Here is a 17245-nt window from a genome sequence, read left to right as displayed (position 1 = left end):
TGGTACAACTGACTTATGTGTACAGTATGTTCGAGTCCAACGGTGATTTCTCTACCGGGCTTGACTTTCTCCGAACGAACAAAGCACATCGTCTTGTAGAATTTATCTACGGCGCAGCGAAACAAAATATTCCCATTGATGCCGTGAAAAAACAGCTTCACGTGGCATAAGGGGTACCCTGTTTGTCTCTTTTCATATAGTAATTTTTGTTACAGAAATTGCTCAACTACAGTAAATATAAAAATAATAGGAAAGGGAGCAAAAAATATAGAGGACAAAGGAGGAAGTCATTTTGTTTAGAGCCATATTTTCTTTTCTCATTGCTTTCACTTTTTTATTTACTTCTTCTGCATACGCCCATCCAGGAAAAACAGATGCAAACGGTGGGCATACTTGTCGAACTAATTGTGAAAAATGGGGGCTAAAAACGGGAGAGTATCATTATCATGATAAAAACGGCAACATTATTCGCCAAAAAAGTAAAGCCACGGGTGTTCCTGCTATTCGTGTAAATTCAAAACATATCGTAAAAGTCATTCGTGTAGTAGATGGCGACACGATCGATGTACGCTTCTCTAACGGTGCAACATCACGAGTTCGTTTCATTGGGGTTAATACACCAGAAACCGTCCATCCTCAAAAACCAGTCGAGAAATATGGGAAAGAAGCGTCTAACTATACGAAAAAACGATTAACTAACAAAACTGTCACACTCGAATTTGATGTCGGGGTAAAAGATAAATACGGTCGATTCCTAGCATACGTTTGGATTGGGAAAGAGCTTTACAACGAAACGCTCGTAAAAGACGGATACGCACGCGTGATGACAATTCAACCAAATGTCAAATATCAACAACGCTTTCTTGAGGCCGAACGAAAAGCACGTCAACAAAAAAAAGGTCTCTGGAAAGCATAACAACATAAAAGCTGTTCCGAACAACACTTCGGAACAGTTTTTTAATCCTTATAGGTACGATAAAAACTACCAAGATGTTTTTTGGCTAACATTTTTTTATTGATATTTCAATTCCTCATAGGTACGATACAAACCCCAAAAAAGCGTTGATAAATCAACATATGGAAAAGCTATACAACTCTATTATATATCCATCCGAAAATTCTGTCAATAATCTTGATGCCTTGATACGTCTGAAAAAGTTGCAAAAAATAAACTGTCGTCGATTCCCTGGGATTTTTGCAAGATTGGAGGTCGACGACGGTTGTGAATATATTCACAAGTAGTTGTTGTATAAAAACAGCCTCCGATTTGGAGACTGTTTTATGCTTCGGCGTTCACTTCCGCGATAATAACAAAACCGATGACAGCTGTAATGACTAAGCCTGTAATCATCCACATCATCATGCATTCCCCCTTTTGCCCATTTTCTTTTATTTTACACGTTTTTGTTTCGTTCGAAAATGGGGTTTATGCTTCTTCTTCTATTTTTCGTGCGTATATGTTTGAACGGTAAGAGAAAAAAATAGAGGCGAGCATGAGCATAAACACTGCTCCGAGCACAAGTGGTCGCTTTGCTTCGTCGATAGCGTTTGGGATGAGTGTACCGACATATAAAAACGCGCTAAGCGCAAATAAAACGAGACTGTATGCTTTATAGTCGCGCGCTTTTCCTAACCAATTTCGCTTTTGTTCATCCAAAATAACCGTCCCCCTTCCTTCTTTCAATGTATCATAGAAAAGAAAAAAGGGTGCGATGTAATTTATGCCAACGCTTGTGCTAAATCTTCTATTAAATCGTCGGCATCTTCTAATCCGACAGAGATGCGAATGAGACCGTCGGTAATACCAAGTTCATCGCGGCGCTCTTTCGGAATAGAGGCGTGCGTCATTTTTGCTGGGAGTGAAATTAAACTTTCTACTGCACCTAAACTTTCCGCTAGCGTAAAATAGCGGACGCGCGTTAATACTTGTTCCGCTTTTTCAGCGCTGCCGACGTCAAATGACACCATGCCGCCAAAGCCGCGCATTTGTTTTTTCGCTACATCATAATTTGGATGTGACGGAAGCCCAGGGTAATACACGCGCGTAACAGCTGGATGATTCGTTAAAAATTCAATGATTTTGCACGTATTTTGTTCGTGTTCTTCCATGCGAATGCCGAGCGTTTTTATGCCGCGCATTAATAGCCATGAATCTTGTGGACCGAGAATGCCGCCTGTCGAGTTTTGGATGAAGTGCAAGTCGGCCGCAAGTTGTTCGCTATTGACGACGACAAGCCCTGCGACGACATCGCTATGTCCGCCTAAATATTTTGTCGCGCTATGGATGACGATGTCTGCACCAAATGCGATCGGCGTTTGCCAATATGGTGTGCTAAACGTGTTGTCGACAATCATCAATAGTCCGTGACGTTTCGCAATTGCTGATGCACCTTGTAAATCAGTAATTTTTAAAAGTGGATTTGTCGGCGTTTCAATATAAATGGCCTTGGTGTTTGGTTGAATGTGCGCTTCAATGTTCGCTAAGTCGCTTGTATCAACAAACGTCGATGCAATGCCGAGACGGTTTAATACTTTCGTCATGACGCGATATGTGCCCCCATATACGTCGTCAGTTAAAATGACGTGGTCGCCGCTATTGAACAACATCATGACGGCAGTAATGGCTGCCATACCTGAGCTAAACGCAAAGCCAGCATATCCTTCTTCCACATCTTTAATCAGTTCCTCTAACGCATGGCGGGTCGGATTGCCTGTGCGCGAATATTCATATCCTTTATGCACGCCGACCGCTTCCTGTTTATACGTGCTCACTTGATAAATCGGAACGGATACCGCCCCTGTATGCATATCTCCCGAAATGCCGCCATGAATGAGTTTCGTTTTTCTTCTCACGTTACATCCCACCTTCGTAAATGTTTTTACTTAAATATCGTTCGCTACTATCTGGGAAAATGACGACGATGTTCGTTCCTTCTTTCGCTTGTTCCGCCTCTAGTAGCGCTGCATGAAACGCTGCACCAGATGAGCTGCCGACAAGCAGTCCTTCTTTTTGCGCAAGCTCCTTGACGCGACGAAACGCATCGTCATCTAAAATCGTATGGATCGCATCAAAATAGCTCGTATCCATATATGGTGGCAAAAATTCCATGCCGATGCCTTCAGTGCGATGTGGACCCGGTGCTCCGCCGTTTAAAATCGAGCCTTCTGGTTCGACGATAACCGTTTTTATCCGCTCATTTTTTTCTTTTAAAAATTTGGCCGTTCCCATAAATGTACCACCTGATCCAGCACCAGCAACGAAAATATCAATTTTTCCGTCCAGTTGCTCCCAAATTTCTGGGCCAAGCGTTTTGTAGTACGTGCGTGGGTTCGCTGGATTTTCAAATTGTTGCGGGCAATAGGAGTTTGGAATTTCCGCAGCGAGCTCTTTCGCTTTGCGAATCGCCCCTTGCATTCCTTCGTGAGTTGGTGTATTGATGATCGTTGCGCCAAGTGCGCGCATTAGTTGTTGTTTTTCGATGCTAAATTTTTCTGGCACACAAAAAATGACGCGAATGTTTTTCCCGATCGCAGCAAGCGCAAGACCGATCCCTGTATTGCCTGCCGTTGGCTCGATAATCGTTCCACCTTCTTTTAACTTCCCTGTCGCTAACGCATCGTTTAACAATTCTTGTCCTAGACGGTCTTTGACGCTTCCCCCGGGATTTAAATATTCGAGTTTTGCAAATATGCGCACGCCCTTTGGAAGTGGAAATTGTGTAATTTCAACCATTGGCGTACGGCCGATTAATTCATGTACGTTTTTCGCTACTTTCATGTTGTTCCCCCCAAAAGATGAAAAGAAGGAGAGGATGCCTCTCCTTATTTATTCAATTCATTCACCATCAATTGCACAAGCTCAGATGAGTGAAGGGCTGCTTTTTGTAAAAATTGTTCAAACGATACGTTCGACTCTTTGCCTGCGATGTCTGATAATGCGCGAATGACGACAAACGGGACGTTAAATTGATGACATACTTGCGCAATCGCAGCGGCTTCCATTTCCACAGCATATAAATCAGGAAACTGCGTGCGCACAAAATCAACGCGCGCAGGATCGTGCATAAATGAATCGCCTGTCGCAATTAATCCTTTTGCGACTTGAATGTCGCGAATGTGTGCAGCACTCGTTTCAGCCGCTTGTACTAATCGTTCATCCGCCTTATAGCGCGCTGGCATGCCTGGCACTTGACCGTATGCATAGCCGAATGCGGTGACGTCGACGTCGTGATGAACAACTTCGGTCGAAATGACGATATCTCCAACGTTTAATGATGGCGCAAAACCGCCAGCTGAACCTGTATTAATCACAACATTTGGTGCAAAACGTTCAAGCAAAATCGTTGTTGACATCGCTGCGTTTACTTTCCCGATGCCTGATTTTAATAAGACGACGTTCGCTCCGTCTAACGTGCCGCTATAAAAAGAACAATTCGCTACCGTCGTTTCTGTTCGATTAGCGATTTTTTCGCGCAAAATCGCCACTTCTTCTTCCATCGCTCCAATGATTGCTATGTTCATCGTTTCAACCTCTTTCACTTATTGTTTGACAGCTTCCATCAACCAGACGAAACGATTCATTGGCGTAAATGTGACGGTAAAACCGTGCGTTGTAAACATACGCTCTAAGACAGGAATCGTCGTGTAATATTCCCGTTGTAAATCTTCGGCTAAATCAACAAATCCTTTTTGTTTCGCTTCTGCAATCATCGCCTCGTACGCTTCGCGGTTAATAAATGCTGTATCCGCAAACACTATTTTACCACCTTTACGAAGAAGTGCGCTATACTTGCCGATCGCTTCTTCTTTTTCTTTATCTGTTAAGTGGTGAAAAGCATATGTGCTCACGATCGTATCGACCGGTTCATTCGGCAAAGGAAACTGTAAAAAGTCTCCGTCTTCAATCGTCACATTCGGAAGTTTTTCTTTCGCAAGTTCACGCATTGGTACAGACGGTTCAATGCCATATACAGTTTTGTTCGCCTCAATTAGTTTTTTCGTTAAATTTCCTGTCCCAACACCAAACTCTAAAACAACGTTGCCGCTTTTTTCAACAACTGTATTTAAAATCGTCTCATATCCGTCAAATACGTCGCGATATTGTTCATCGTGCCCGTATACAGACGAATCGTACGATTGTGCCCAATTCTCAAAGATGTCTAAAAACTCACGTCCCATGATGTCACACTCCATTAAATATAATAATTCCTATAAGTATAGTATGAATTAAATGTACTGCTGTTCTCAATCTACCATATTTTTTTTAGATGTTCAATGGAAATGTGTTAAACTACGTGTAGAGAGGAGGAAGACGATGATTACGTTTGATCTCATTCAAGATAAAGTAGAATTTTTTGAGGCGACGGACTTAGCGACGTTAGAGAAAAAAATTAATGACCAAATCGAACATAACAAAGCAATTATGCTTGAAGTGCATCATGTTTCCTATCAAATGCAACTGTTAGAAAACGGACAGCGTCTTTATAGTGCTATGGTGCATTTTAAAGCAAAAAAATAGAGCGTCACGGACGGCGCTCTATTTCTTTTAATTGCTGTACTTTTGTCGGCTTCCACCCTTCATTTGTCACCCATTCGATAAACACTTTATAATGTTCTGTTTTGTCTTTTTTTGAGACGGTGGCAACGGCGTGATTCGGACTGCCGCCATTTCCGATAAACCAGACGATCAGATCAGAAGAAGAAATGCCTGTCGCATAACTAATCGCATCAATCATTTCTTTCCAATCAACAGAGTTTTTCTCGTATGTTGTCACATGCGGCTCTGATTGTGTTGTACCGATCGGTTGCCATGACGGGTTTACAACTTCACGAATAACGTTTGAGTTTGGATCATCGACAACCGTTTCTTCTACGTTGTCATTCGGTTGTTCGTTTGTTTCTGTTTCCGTTTCGGATGGTTGCTCATCGTTTGGCGGCTCATTTGTCTCCACTTCAACCGGCTGAGGAGATGTGTTTGTTTCTTTCACCGGACGGTCGTTTGAGGATAACCATTTCCATCCAAAAAATAAAATAAGCGCAAACACAATCGCAATGAACGTATTTAATACGCGATTGACTTTTCTTTGTTTTGAACGTTTGGCAAAACGGCTGCTCACTTTTGGTATCTTCCTTTCTGTTCCAACTCGTATGTGGCGCGAACGATATCAGCAAATACTTTGTTCGTGACGGCGGCAGATGACGTTGTTTCTAATTGTACCACAACAAGCGCATATTTTGGACGGTCAGCTGGAAAATAACCTGCAAACCATTTGTTCACTGCGTCATTTTTTCCTGTTTGCGCTGTTCCTGATTTTCCTGCTACGGCGTAAGGCAACGATTGAAATGAACGACCAGTCCCTTCCGGATGCGTCACAACGAGTTGCAATAGCTCTTGTAGTTTGTCGATCGTCTCGTTGCGCAATGAATCGGTTGTTAGTCGCTTTTCATCAAAAGTAAAAAACGTAGTTCCATTTTTATACATCATTTTTTTAGTGATGCGCACTTGTTTTACCTCGCCGCCGCGAGCAATCGTTGCCATCATATTCGCCACTGCAAGCGGTGAAACGCGCACATCTTTTTGACCGATTGACGTTTGGGCAATAGCAAGTGGAACGTGTTTATCTCGTTCATCCGTCCAAATTGTGCCTTTTTTCTCTTCACGAAGCGGACGAAACGATTGAAAATGATACACATCACCTTCCCACCCGACAAGTGGAAGCAAACCGAGTTTTCGAGCATATACATCAAACATATTTTTGTCCATCGCAATGAGTTGTTCTCCTAACTCTCCAAACGTACGATTGCAGCTGATCGCAAAACTATCTTCAAACGAGCGCAGCCCTCTCTTTTTTTCTTCTTGTTTACCGTTAATTTTACGATCACAGTTAAACGTTTGTCCGTGAACAAGTCCGTTTTCAAGTGCCGCTGCTGCAACGACAACTTTAAAAATAGATCCTGGCACTTGAGGAAGAAGTGCTTGGTTTTCAGCCGCTCCGTTTTTATACGGATTTCGCTCGTCAATCGCTGGAGCACTCGCTAACGCAAGGACTTCATTCGTTTCGACATCAAGTAAAACAACAGCTCCTTTTTCCATGCCATGTTGCGCTACAATTTGTTCAACACGCTGTTGAAGGGTGCGATCAATCGTCGTTTGTACCGTAATCGGATAAAACGGATTCGCCTGCTCCGTATATTTCACATCCATCCCAAACAGCGGCTCACCGCGAGCATCTACGTGATACAATAACTTCGTTTCCCCATCAGGAATTAAAAATTCATCAAACGAACTTTGTAAGCCAGACACGCCTATTTTTGTTTTTGGAGATAAGTTTCGATCCGCGTAGCGTTCTTTTAACACTTTAACATTTTCTCCAAGTAAGCCGATGACATGTTGCGCATATTTTTGTTTGAGTTCGTACTGTTTATGAACGGCAATTACACCTGGAATGCGCAAATCATTAATCCGCTCCATTTGCCAAGGTTGCAGTTGAATTGGTTGTTGTCCATTGTGCAAAATGATCGGACCTTTCGCTGTTTCAAGCTGCCGTTTTATCGTTTCTTTTGGCATGGAAACAATCGTTGCGATTTGATCAATGGGCCAGTCCATTTTTTTTAAAAAAGGAAATAACACGAGCGTCGGAACGTATTCATACGTAAGCGGTTCACCGTTTCGATCGACGAACATCCCGCGGCCATCATCAATAATAAGCTGTTCCGTACGCTGTGCGACGCTTGCTTCAATTAAATTCACACCATGAAACGACTCGGTGCTTACAAGCTGTAATTGGACGAGCCGACCGATTAAACCAAATATGGCTAATTGAATCATTGTTAATATGATGATCATTCGTTTTTTTACCATAAAAAACACCTCGTCTTCATTGTCGACGAGGTGTTACATTTTAAAACCTATTTCACTGCAACGATTTTTACAACCATATCGCCACCAGGCGTATGAACGGTTACTTCTTCACCAACACGGCGACCGATAAGAGATTTAGCGATCGGAGAGTCGTTTGAAATTTTCCCTTCAAATGGGTCCGCTTCTGCACTACCAACAATCGTATACGATTCTTCTTCCCCATCTGGAAGCTCGACAAATGTCACCGTTCTTCCAAGCGATACGATGTCTGTACTTTCTAAATCTTCTTCGATAATTTTTGCATTGCGAATCATATTTTCAAGCATTTGAATGCGCGATTCAACGAACGCTTGCTCATCTTTCGCTGCATCGTACTCCGAGTTTTCAGATAAGTCCCCGAAGCTGCGCGCGATTTGAATGCGCTCTACGACTTCTTTTCGTTTCACCGTTTTTAAATATTCAAGTTCTTGCTCAAGTTTCTCCTTCCCAGCTTTCGTCATCGGGTATTCTTTTTCCATTGACATGAAACTCACTCCTTTTATTTATGTATGGAAAATGTACGAACGAGCAGTTCGTACAAAAGACAAAAAGTTTACATATTATCTATGCTATGGTATTACAAAATAGAATTTTGTTCAAGAATCGTTTGAATTTTTGTAACCATTAAATCGATGGCGACATGATTATGACCGCCTTCTGGGATGATAATGTCGGCATACCGTTTCGTCGGTTCGATAAATTGATTGTGCATTGGACGCACGACGTTTACATATTGTTCGATGACTGATTCAAGCGTGCGTCCGCGCTCTTTAATGTCGCGCAATAGGCGACGAATGATGCGAATGTCGGCATCTGTATCAACGTACACTTTAATATCCATTAAGTTGCGCAATCGTTCGTCTTCTAATACAAGAATACCTTCTAAAATGATGACATCTTTCGGCTCGACGCGAATGACTTCGTTTGAGCGTGTATGAAGCGTATAGTCGTATACAGGCTTATCAATTGGTTCGTAATTCAACAGTTTATTAATATGTTCAATAAGCAAGTCATTGTCAAAAGCGAGCGGATGGTCATAGTTTGTTTTTAATCGTTCTTCAAACGGCAAATGACTTTGATCTTTATAGTAAAAGTCTTGTTCAAGCATTAAAATGGAATGTCCTTGAAAATGTTCATAAATCGCTTTTGTAACGGTCGTTTTCCCCGAACCGGAGCCGCCTGCAACTCCGATGACAACCGGTCTCTTCCTCATGTTAGTGCCCCTTTCTCATCATGTTGTATGGGAAAACTTCTCGATCGACTTTAAAACGAACAATTTGAAGCGGATGACGGGCGGCATCTAGCTCATTCCCTTCTTCATCCCAAATTTTTTCAATCACTTGCGTAAAGTTTTCAATTTCAGGTCCGAAAAATTCCACTTCATCGCCTGGCTTAAAGAAGTTGCGTTGTTGCAACGTCACGATGCCTGTTTGTTTGTCATAATCAAGCACAAGACCGACGAAATCGTACGTCGTTTTCTTGCTATGAACGCCAAACATTTGCTCTTTATAGCCTGGAACACCTTCAAAAAAGGCTGGCGCGGTATCGCGGTTCGCACATTTATCGAGCTCATCTAGCCACTCTTTGCGAATGACGAAATTGTCAGGGTCAGCGCAATATGCATCAATAACTTTGCGATACACGCTAACAACAGTCGCAACGTAGTGGATTGATTTCATGCGTCCTTCGATTTTCAAACTATCAATACCGAGCTCAATCATTTTTGGAATGGATTGAATTAAGTTTAAATCTTTCGGGCTCATCGCAAACGGGTCGTCATTTTCATCAAACAACGCCATCGCTTGATCCCCTTCAAGCTTGTACAAATCGTAATCCCAACGACACGATTGACAGCAACCGCCGCGGTTTGAATCGCGCGCAGTCATATGGTTGCTTAATACGCAACGACCAGAATAGGCGATACACATCGCACCGTGAATAAACGTTTCGATTTCAATATCGACTTTTTCTTTTATTTCACGAATTTCTTCCGCACTCGTTTCACGCGCTAAAACGACGCGCTCAAGTCCTTCTTCTTTCCAAAATTGGACCGCTTTCCAGTTTGTGAGCGATTGTTGCGTACTTAAGTGCACTTCTAATTTTGGTGCGACACGGCGTGCCGTTTCAATAATGAGCGGGTCAGCAACGATAATGCCGTGCACGCCGACACGCTCTAAACCGCGCAAGTAATCTTCGAGGCCAGGAATGTTTTCGTTATGAGCGTAAATGTTCGTCGTCACGTAAATTTTTGCTCCATATTTTTTCGCAAATTGCACACCTTCGGCCATTTCTTCAAGCGTAAAGTTATCGGCATTAGAACGAAGACCGTATTCTTGTCCACCGATAAACACAGCGTCTGCCCCGTAATGTACGGCCACTTTCAATTTTTCTAAGTTGCCGGCTGGAGCGAGCAGCTCTGGTTTTTTCACAATGACACGCTTGCCATCGATGATTTGTGATATGCTCACGAAAGCTCCCTCCTTTTTGTTTAATATACCGTTTCTTTAAAGAAAAAGCCGGTGTCTAACGGGCGATGTTTTGGCTGAATCGCTTCAATGCGCGCAAGTAGTTCCCCTTTTTCTTCTTCGTATTGTTCACGGTTTTCTGTACATAAATCAATGGCGCGGCGATATAATTTCGTTACTTCTGTAATATAGTCGGGCTCATGAAGGACGCCATCAATTTTAAAGCTATCGATTTCTGCGTCAATCATGTCTTCTAGTTCGTCAATGATGCAAATATCGTTTGGACTCATAATGTGCGTGCCGTTTTCATCTTCGAAAATCGGATATTTGTTGTCGCGCTCTTTATCGTACAAAAAGAGCCCTTTTGCATATTTCATTTGTTGTACTTCCATAAATTTTCCTTGGTATTCAAAGTAGTTGCCGATGAGGGAACGTTTCGATTGGAACATACATGTCATTCCATGTACTTGCACTTCAATTTCCACTTCCGCATGTTTTTTAATGTCAATGATTTCTTCCATATTCAACTCGCGGGCAAGAACGGCACGTTTTGCTCCTTTTCGTCCCCAATAGTTGCAAGCGTACCAGTTTGTTGCTGTCGTTTCTGTATTCCAATGAAGTTTCATATGCGGTGCTACTTCCCGCACCGTCATTAAGACAGCTGGGTCGCCAAACACGATCGCATCCACTTGTTGTTCGGATAAAAAGCGAACGTAATCGCTTAGCTCATCCACTTTATCGTTATGAAAAAGCGCGTTCATCGCAACATATACGCGCACACCGTACTTTCGTGCCACGTGCATGGCATCGATGATATCTTGCCTTGAAAATTCACCTGCCAAACGTAAGCCGTATCGTTGTTCACCAATGATGACAGCATTTGCTCCTGCTTGAGCAAGTTGTTCGATATGAGCAACGTCCGTTGGCGTAACAAGCAATTCTGGTTTTTTCATTCTATTCACCTCGTTTTCTCGATATCGCCATTCCGTCACCGACCGGAATGATGATCGTTTCATAGCACGGATGCGCCATCAGCCATTCGTTATATGCGTGAATTTTTTTAACGAGCTGGCGTATCCGTTTTTGTTCAATCGGTTCATTTGTCGCAACAAATCCTTTGAATAATACGTTATCTGTGATAATGACTCCGTTTTTATTTAAAAATGGCTCGTACAACTCAAAAAAACGGCGATATTGTCCTTTTGCCGCATCAATAAACAATACATCAAACGGAGCATGTTTTTTCACTTCATCGCTCATGTCAAGCGCATCGCCAAACAATAATATCATCTGCCCCTTCGTACTCGTTTGCTCCGCATAAACAAGCGCTTGCTTATAGCGTTCCTCATCTCGTTCAATCGTCACAATTGTCGCATTCGGCAACGCCTTCGCCATTCGAATGGCAGAGTATCCAATTGCTGTACCAATTTCTAAAATGCGCTTCGGTTCGATGAGTTTTAATATGTGCAACATCATTTCGATACTGAGCGCATCCATAATGGGAACACCTTGTTCATGCGCATATTGTTCCATGGCTACAATTGCTTCTTCTTTTTTAGGAAGTAATGACTCCACATATTGAATAATTTCCTGATTTACCAATAAACCGTCCTCCTCGTAAAAACAAGAGTTCAAACGAGTTGAACTCTTGTTTCATCACGATCCATAACTTTATATATACTACCATAATTCCAAACAAAATGCGAACGTTTTATTGCTTTCCGATATATTTTGCCTTTTCTCGATTATGTTCGTCAAGCGTTTTTGTAAAAATGACATCTCCTGTTGGCGTAGCTAAAAAGTAAAAATAATCTGTTTCAGCTGGATGAAGCGCAGCGTGAAGAGACATTTCCCCTGCATTCGCAATCGGTCCCGGTGGTAGCCCTTTATACATATACGTATTGTACGGTGAGTTTACTTCCAAGTCTTTGTAATATACACGTTGTTTATGCTTGCCGAGTGCGTATAAAACGGTTGGATCGGTTTGAAGTGGCATTCCTTTTTCTAATCGATTGTAAAACACGCTTGCAATTTTTTCGCGATCTGCTTTTTCTGTTGCCTCTTCTTCAATGAGTGATGCCATAGTTAAGAGTTGATGAACGGTCATCCCTCTTTCTTCCATATCCTCTATATATTTCGCTAATACTTCTTCCGTTTTCGCGATCATTGTTTCAATGATTTCTTCAAGCGAAGGTTTTTCTTCTGTAAATGAATATGTCGCTGGGAATAAATAGCCTTCTAATGCATAACGAATGTTTTTATTAAAAATATCAGTTGTTAAAACATTAGGATATTTCTTCATTAATTCCTCAATGTACAGCCGATTCGTTAACTTCGCCATGATGTCTTCTGTCGAATAGCCCGTTTTTTGCGAAATGATCATTGCAATTTGTGTCAGCTGTTTTCCTTCTGGAATCGTTATTTTTAGTTTCGCTTCTTTTACAAGTTTCCCCGTTTTTAACTGTTCAGCAATTTGTGCTAGCGTCATCGCTTTTGTAAATGTGTAATTGCCTGCTTGAAAGTCAGCATGATTTTTAAATTTCACGTAGTAGCGAAAAATCGTCGCATTTTTGATGACGCCGTTTTTTTCTAACACATTTGCAATCGTATACACCGATGAACCGATCGGAATTTCAACATGAATCGGCGTTTTGTCGTTCGGATCAACAGGCTGCAAGGCAGAACGAATATATACAAATAAGCCAATGCATGCGGCAATTATCAACAATAACAAAGGTGCTGTAATGTATAGGACAATTTTTCGCACCGTCTTCGCTTCATGTTCTTGTAACATACGTCATCCTCCCCTCACTTTTGACATTATACTACAAATCATGACGCGACATAAATAAAAAAAAGAAGCTGACGTATAGTCAGCCTCTTATTCTTCATCTTCTTCCTCTTCGCCCAGGAATGTGTTTAGCATTTCTTCGATCATATCCCATTCTTCTTCTGTTTCGATCGGCTGCAATTCTCCTGCCTGCCCATCTTCTCCCGGGATAAAAGAAGATGCGTGAATTTCAATTTCTTCGTTGTCATCTTCTTCCGCACCGATTGGGTAGTACAAGACGTAAGATTTTCCGAATTCTTCAGATTCAAATGTAAATAGTACTTCGCAAAGTTGTTCGTTGCCGTCTTCATCAACGACTGTAATGTGTTTTTCACCGTGTTCCATCATGTTCACCTCAATTGTTTATGGTCCAAATACGATTGTAAAATCATCACTGCGGCCATTTTGTCAATCACTTGTTTTCGCTTTTTTCGACTAACGTCCGCAGCAATCAACATCCGTTCTGCCGCCATGGTAGACAATCTTTCGTCCCACAAGACGACAGGAAGTGAAAACGTTTCTTTCACTCGTTCCGCAAAACGTTGTGTTGCTTCACCGCGCGGCCCAATCGTGCCGTTCATATTTTTCGGAAATCCGACGACAATTTCTTCGACCGCATATTGCTCAATTAATTGCCGCAAACGATCAAAACCGTATTCACCTTTTCCTTCATCGATACGAATCGTCTCGATGCCTTGAGCCGTCCATCCTAGCTCATCGCTTACAGCAACGCCAAGCGTTTTCGTTCCAAAGTCTAATCCTAAAATGCGCATGTGTCTATTCCTCACGATGTGTTCGTAAATAGAATTTCACTAATTCTTCAATTAATTCATCTCGATCGACTTTGCGAATCATGTTTCTGGCATCTTTATGACGAGGGATGTAAGCTGGATCACCAGACAATAAGTAGCCGACAATTTGGTTAATTGGGTTATACCCTTTTTCCTGTAATGCGTCGTATACGGTAAGTAACACTTCCCGAACATCGACGTCCATCGGTTCTTCCGAGAAGTTAAATTGCATAGTATTATCAAACGAACTCACCGTCTTTTGCACCCCACTCTCACGTTCCACGAAATCTGGCATATCCATCCTTACATCCATTGTACACGATTTCCACCATTTATTAAACAGATTTTACCCACTGTTCGACAAATTTAAGCGCTTCGTCTACTTTGTTCACATCTTTTCCGCCCGCTTGTGCCATATCTGCTCGGCCGCCACCGCCACCGCCGCAACGCGTTGCTACTTCTTTAATGAGCTTCCCAGCGTGATAGCCACGATCAATTAAATCATTTGTGACACCAGCAATTAAGTTTACTTTATTTTGTTGCACAGAAGCAAGCACAATGATCGCTGAACCTAATTTTTGTTTTAAATCGTCGACCATCGCACGCAAGCTGTTCATATCTGCATTATTTATTTTGCTTGTGATCAGTTGAACACCGTTTACTTCTTTTACTTGGTTCACTAAGTTTTCTGCTTCCATATGGCTTAAACGAGCAGCGAGCGATTCGTTTTCACGCTGCAATTCGCGCATATCGTTCATGAGCGTATCAATGCGCGTTAATACATCTTTCGGATTTGTTTTTAATTTTTCCGCGACTTCTTTTAATAATGCAATTTGATCGTTCATTAAACGATACGCTGCTTTGCCCGTTACGGCTTCAATACGGCGTGTACCTGCGCCAATGCCTGATTCAGAAACAATTTTAAATAAACCGATTTCGGCTGTATTTGTTACGTGACAACCACCGCAAAGCTCTAGGCTGTAATCGCCTACTTGCACGACGCGCACGATGTCGCCATATTTTTCGCCAAATAGCGCCATCGCCCCCATCGCTTTCGCTTCATCAAGCGGTTTATAGTCGATCGCAACAGGGAGATTGCGCCAAATTTGCTCGTTGACGATCGCTTCAATTTGCTCGAGCTCTTCTTGCTTCACTTGACCGAAATGCGTAAAGTCAAAACGTAAACGATCAGGTGCAACAAGCGAACCGGCTTGGTTCACATGCACTCCAAGCACATCTTTTAACGCTTGATGCAACAAGTGTGTCGCTGTATGGTTTTTCACGATATCAACGCGCGCTGCTTCATCGACACGTGCTGTATATGTGCCGTTTGTTTGAATAACCCCTTGTTCGACGACGATGTGATGTAAATGTTGACCGTTCGGTGCTTTTTGAACATCTTTTACATATGCTTTTCCTGTTGCTCCTTCAATCCAGCCACGGTCCGCAATTTGTCCACCGCTTTCTGCATAAAACGGCGTTTCACGTAAAATCACTTGCGCTTCTTGTCCTTCGCTTACTTCGTTCACAAGTTGACCGTCTTTCACGATCACTTCGACAACAGACGAAACAGACAGTTGATCGTAACCGACAAACGTGCTTTCTACTTTAATGTCGCCTAATACGCCGCCTTGGACTTGCATCGAATCAACATCTTGACGCGCAGCACGTGCTCGCTCACGTTGACGCTCCATTTCACGTTCAAAACCGTCGTGGTCGACTTTCATTCCTTCTTCCGCTGCATACTCTTCCGTTAATTCCACAGGGAAGCCGTATGTATCGTACAAACGGAATACATCTTCACCGCTAATCGTATCGCTACCACGTTGTTTTTCTTTTTCGATCACGTTCGCTAAAATTGCAAGGCCTTCGTTTAATGTTTCATGGAAGCGCTCTTCTTCGTTTTTAATTACTTTTTGAATAAATTGTGCTTTTTCTTTTACTTCTGGATAATAGTCGACCATAATTTCACCGACAACTGGAACGAGTTCGTACATAAATGGACGTTGAATGTTTAATTGTTTTGCATAGCGAACCGCACGGCGCAATAAACGACGCAACACATAACCGCGTCCTTCGTTTGATGGCAGCGCGCCGTCGCCAATGGCAAACGTGACCGTACGAATATGGTCGGCAATGACTTTAAATGCCACGTCTTTTTCTGCATCGGTGCGATATGTTTCACCTGAAATTTGTTCCGTCGCCCGAATGATTGGCATAAATAAATCCGTATCAAAGTTTGTCGGAACGTCTTGTAAAATCGAGCACATCCGCTCTAATCCCATGCCCGTATCAATGTTTTTCTTCGGAAGCGGTGTATATGTACCGTCAGGGTTATGGTTAAATTGCGAAAAGACGAGGTTCCATACTTCTAAATAACGTTCGTTTTCTCCACCCGGATATAATTCTGGATCGTTCGGGTCGTTACCAAACTGTTCCCCACGATCGTAGAAAATTTCTGTATTTGGTCCGCTTGGGCCTTCCCCAATATCCCAGAAGTTCCCTTCCAAACGAATAATGCGTTCTTCTGGCAAACCAATTTCGTTATGCCAAATGTCAAACGCTTCTTCATCTTCTGGATGAATTGTCACAGAAAGACGGTTCGGATCAAAACCGATCCATTTTTCGCTCGTTAAAAACTCCCATGCCCAATGAATCGCTTCTCGTTTAAAATAGTCGCCGATCGAGAAGTTTCCGAGCATTTCAAAAAACGTATGGTGGCGCGCCGTTTTTCCGACGTTTTCAATGTCGTTTGTACGAATTGATTTTTGCGCATTACAAATGCGCGGATTGTCTGGAATGACGCGGCCATCAAAATATTTTTTTAACGTTGCGACACCGCTATTGATCCATAACAATGACGGATCGTCAATCGGAATGAGCGATGCGCTCGGCTCAACGGCGTGACCTTTTTCTTTAAAAAAGTCTAAAAACATTTGACGAACTTGAGCAGATGTTAGCTTTTTCACGTTTCCTTCCTCCCTTGTAAAAATATAAAAACTCCCATCCCTGCTCAGGGACGAGAGCTTGCTCGCGGTACCACCCTGTTTATGGACAAAACGTCCATCACCTCAACCGCCGTAACGTGGCTTCGTCGGCAGGGTTTGCCTGCACTCCGGATTAGCGTTCTGTTACCCTTCATCTGGAATTTCTTTCAGCCGCGGAAATTCCTCTCTGTGCGCCGAAAGCGCTTTAAGATGGACTGTAACATACTCGATCCTTCATCGTTTTTCTATGTATTACTCTTGTGAAAATTATA

General features: G+C 42.5%; 19 protein-coding genes and 1 pseudogene. 3 read left to right on the top strand and 17 right to left on the bottom strand.

From position 1 onward, the window contains the following. Window positions 1-170: pseudogene (locus CS060_RS08475) on the top strand (IS701 family transposase); the annotation flags it as partial. A gap of 122 nt (window positions 171-292) precedes the next feature. Continuing rightward, window positions 293-916: a thermonuclease family protein gene (locus CS060_RS08470; RefSeq protein ID WP_099668880.1), complete on the top strand. Its 624-nt coding sequence runs from the start codon at window positions 293-295 to the stop codon at window positions 914-916. Between the two features lie 510 nt (window positions 917-1426). Here the strand turns inward: CS060_RS08470 and CS060_RS08465 are convergent. Genes CS060_RS08465 through CS060_RS08445 form a run of 5 tightly spaced genes read right to left on the bottom strand, consistent with a single transcriptional unit; the run spans window position 1427 to window position 5178 of the window. After that, entirely contained in the window at window positions 1427-1684 is a 258-nt protein-coding gene (locus tag CS060_RS08465) for a YrhC family protein (RefSeq protein ID WP_082180298.1), read from the bottom strand. Between the two features lie 35 nt (window positions 1685-1719). Further along, window positions 1720-2853 carry a bifunctional cystathionine gamma-lyase/homocysteine desulfhydrase gene (locus CS060_RS08460; RefSeq protein ID WP_035049098.1) on the bottom strand — a complete coding sequence of 378 codons (1134 nt, stop codon included), beginning with the start codon at window positions 2851-2853 and terminating at the stop codon, window positions 1720-1722. Window position 2854: 1 nt separating this feature from the next. Continuing rightward, a complete protein-coding gene (locus CS060_RS08455) occupies window positions 2855-3778 on the bottom strand; it encodes a PLP-dependent cysteine synthase family protein (protein WP_099668879.1) in 924 nt (307 codons plus the stop codon). Between the two features lie 44 nt (window positions 3779-3822). Then, entirely contained in the window at window positions 3823-4521 is a 699-nt protein-coding gene (gene mtnN, locus CS060_RS08450; protein WP_035050782.1) for a 5'-methylthioadenosine/S-adenosylhomocysteine nucleosidase, read from the bottom strand. Between the two features lie 18 nt (window positions 4522-4539). Then, complete coding sequence (locus tag CS060_RS08445) at window positions 4540-5178, bottom strand: class I SAM-dependent methyltransferase (protein WP_099668878.1); 639 nt, start codon at window positions 5176-5178, stop codon at window positions 4540-4542. 136 nt (window positions 5179-5314) lie between these two features. Here CS060_RS08445 and CS060_RS08440 point away from each other — a divergent pair, with 136 nt between their 5' ends. Beyond that, entirely contained in the window at window positions 5315-5518 is a 204-nt protein-coding gene (locus tag CS060_RS08440; protein ID WP_035018511.1) for a DUF2536 family protein, read from the top strand. A gap of 4 nt (window positions 5519-5522) precedes the next feature. On the opposite strand, the gene CS060_RS08435 is transcribed toward CS060_RS08440, so the two are convergent. The 12 genes from CS060_RS08435 to alaS all read right to left on the bottom strand — a co-directional run bounded on the left by CS060_RS08435 (window position 5523) and on the right by alaS (window position 16955). Beyond that, on the bottom strand, window positions 5523-6116 hold the full coding sequence (locus CS060_RS08435; protein WP_035050781.1) for a YrrS family protein: 594 nt from the start codon (window positions 6114-6116) through the stop codon (window positions 5523-5525). Further along, the gene (locus CS060_RS08430) at window positions 6113-7861 is read right to left on the bottom strand and encodes a peptidoglycan D,D-transpeptidase FtsI family protein (RefSeq protein WP_099668877.1); all 1749 of its coding nucleotides are present in this window, start codon (window positions 7859-7861) and stop codon (window positions 6113-6115) included. Before CS060_RS08430 ends, CS060_RS08435 begins: the two co-directional genes overlap by 4 nt. A gap of 47 nt (window positions 7862-7908) precedes the next feature. Then, window positions 7909-8385 (bottom strand): transcription elongation factor GreA, encoded by a 477-nt coding sequence (gene greA / locus CS060_RS08425; RefSeq protein WP_035050159.1) that lies wholly within the window; start codon window positions 8383-8385, stop codon window positions 7909-7911. A 92-nt stretch (window positions 8386-8477) separates the two neighbouring features. Continuing rightward, a complete protein-coding gene (gene udk, locus CS060_RS08420) occupies window positions 8478-9113 on the bottom strand; it encodes a uridine kinase (RefSeq protein ID WP_035050156.1) in 636 nt (211 codons plus the stop codon). Window position 9114: 1 nt separating this feature from the next. After that, on the bottom strand, window positions 9115-10368 hold the full coding sequence (locus tag CS060_RS08415) for a peptidase U32 family protein (RefSeq protein WP_035050153.1): 1254 nt from the start codon (window positions 10366-10368) through the stop codon (window positions 9115-9117). Window positions 10369-10388: 20 nt separating this feature from the next. Beyond that, entirely contained in the window at window positions 10389-11318 is a 930-nt protein-coding gene (locus CS060_RS08410) for a peptidase U32 family protein (RefSeq protein WP_035050151.1), read from the bottom strand. Window position 11319: 1 nt separating this feature from the next. Then, window positions 11320-11967: an O-methyltransferase gene (locus CS060_RS08405; RefSeq protein ID WP_035050149.1), complete on the bottom strand. Its 648-nt coding sequence runs from the start codon at window positions 11965-11967 to the stop codon at window positions 11320-11322. Between the two features lie 109 nt (window positions 11968-12076). Further along, a complete protein-coding gene (gene mltG / locus CS060_RS08400) occupies window positions 12077-13159 on the bottom strand; it encodes an endolytic transglycosylase MltG (protein WP_035050146.1) in 1083 nt (360 codons plus the stop codon). Between the two features lie 87 nt (window positions 13160-13246). Further along, window positions 13247-13540 carry a DUF1292 domain-containing protein gene (locus tag CS060_RS08395; protein ID WP_004889318.1) on the bottom strand — a complete coding sequence of 98 codons (294 nt, stop codon included), beginning with the start codon at window positions 13538-13540 and terminating at the stop codon, window positions 13247-13249. A 5-nt stretch (window positions 13541-13545) separates the two neighbouring features. Further along, on the bottom strand, window positions 13546-13968 hold the full coding sequence (ruvX, locus tag CS060_RS08390) for a Holliday junction resolvase RuvX (RefSeq protein ID WP_035046006.1): 423 nt from the start codon (window positions 13966-13968) through the stop codon (window positions 13546-13548). A 4-nt stretch (window positions 13969-13972) separates the two neighbouring features. Beyond that, window positions 13973-14239 (bottom strand): IreB family regulatory phosphoprotein, encoded by a 267-nt coding sequence (locus CS060_RS08385; RefSeq protein WP_035046013.1) that lies wholly within the window; start codon window positions 14237-14239, stop codon window positions 13973-13975. 82 nt (window positions 14240-14321) lie between these two features. Further along, window positions 14322-16955 (bottom strand): alanine--tRNA ligase, encoded by a 2634-nt coding sequence (alaS, locus tag CS060_RS08380; protein WP_035046004.1) that lies wholly within the window; start codon window positions 16953-16955, stop codon window positions 14322-14324. Between the last annotated feature and the right edge of the window lie 290 nt (window positions 16956-17245).

This window comes from Anoxybacillus flavithermus, from assembly GCF_002742685.1.
Classification (GTDB): domain Bacteria; phylum Bacillota; class Bacilli; order Bacillales; family Anoxybacillaceae; genus Anoxybacillus; species Anoxybacillus flavithermus_E.
This window is presented reverse-complemented; position numbering and strand designations above follow the sequence as displayed.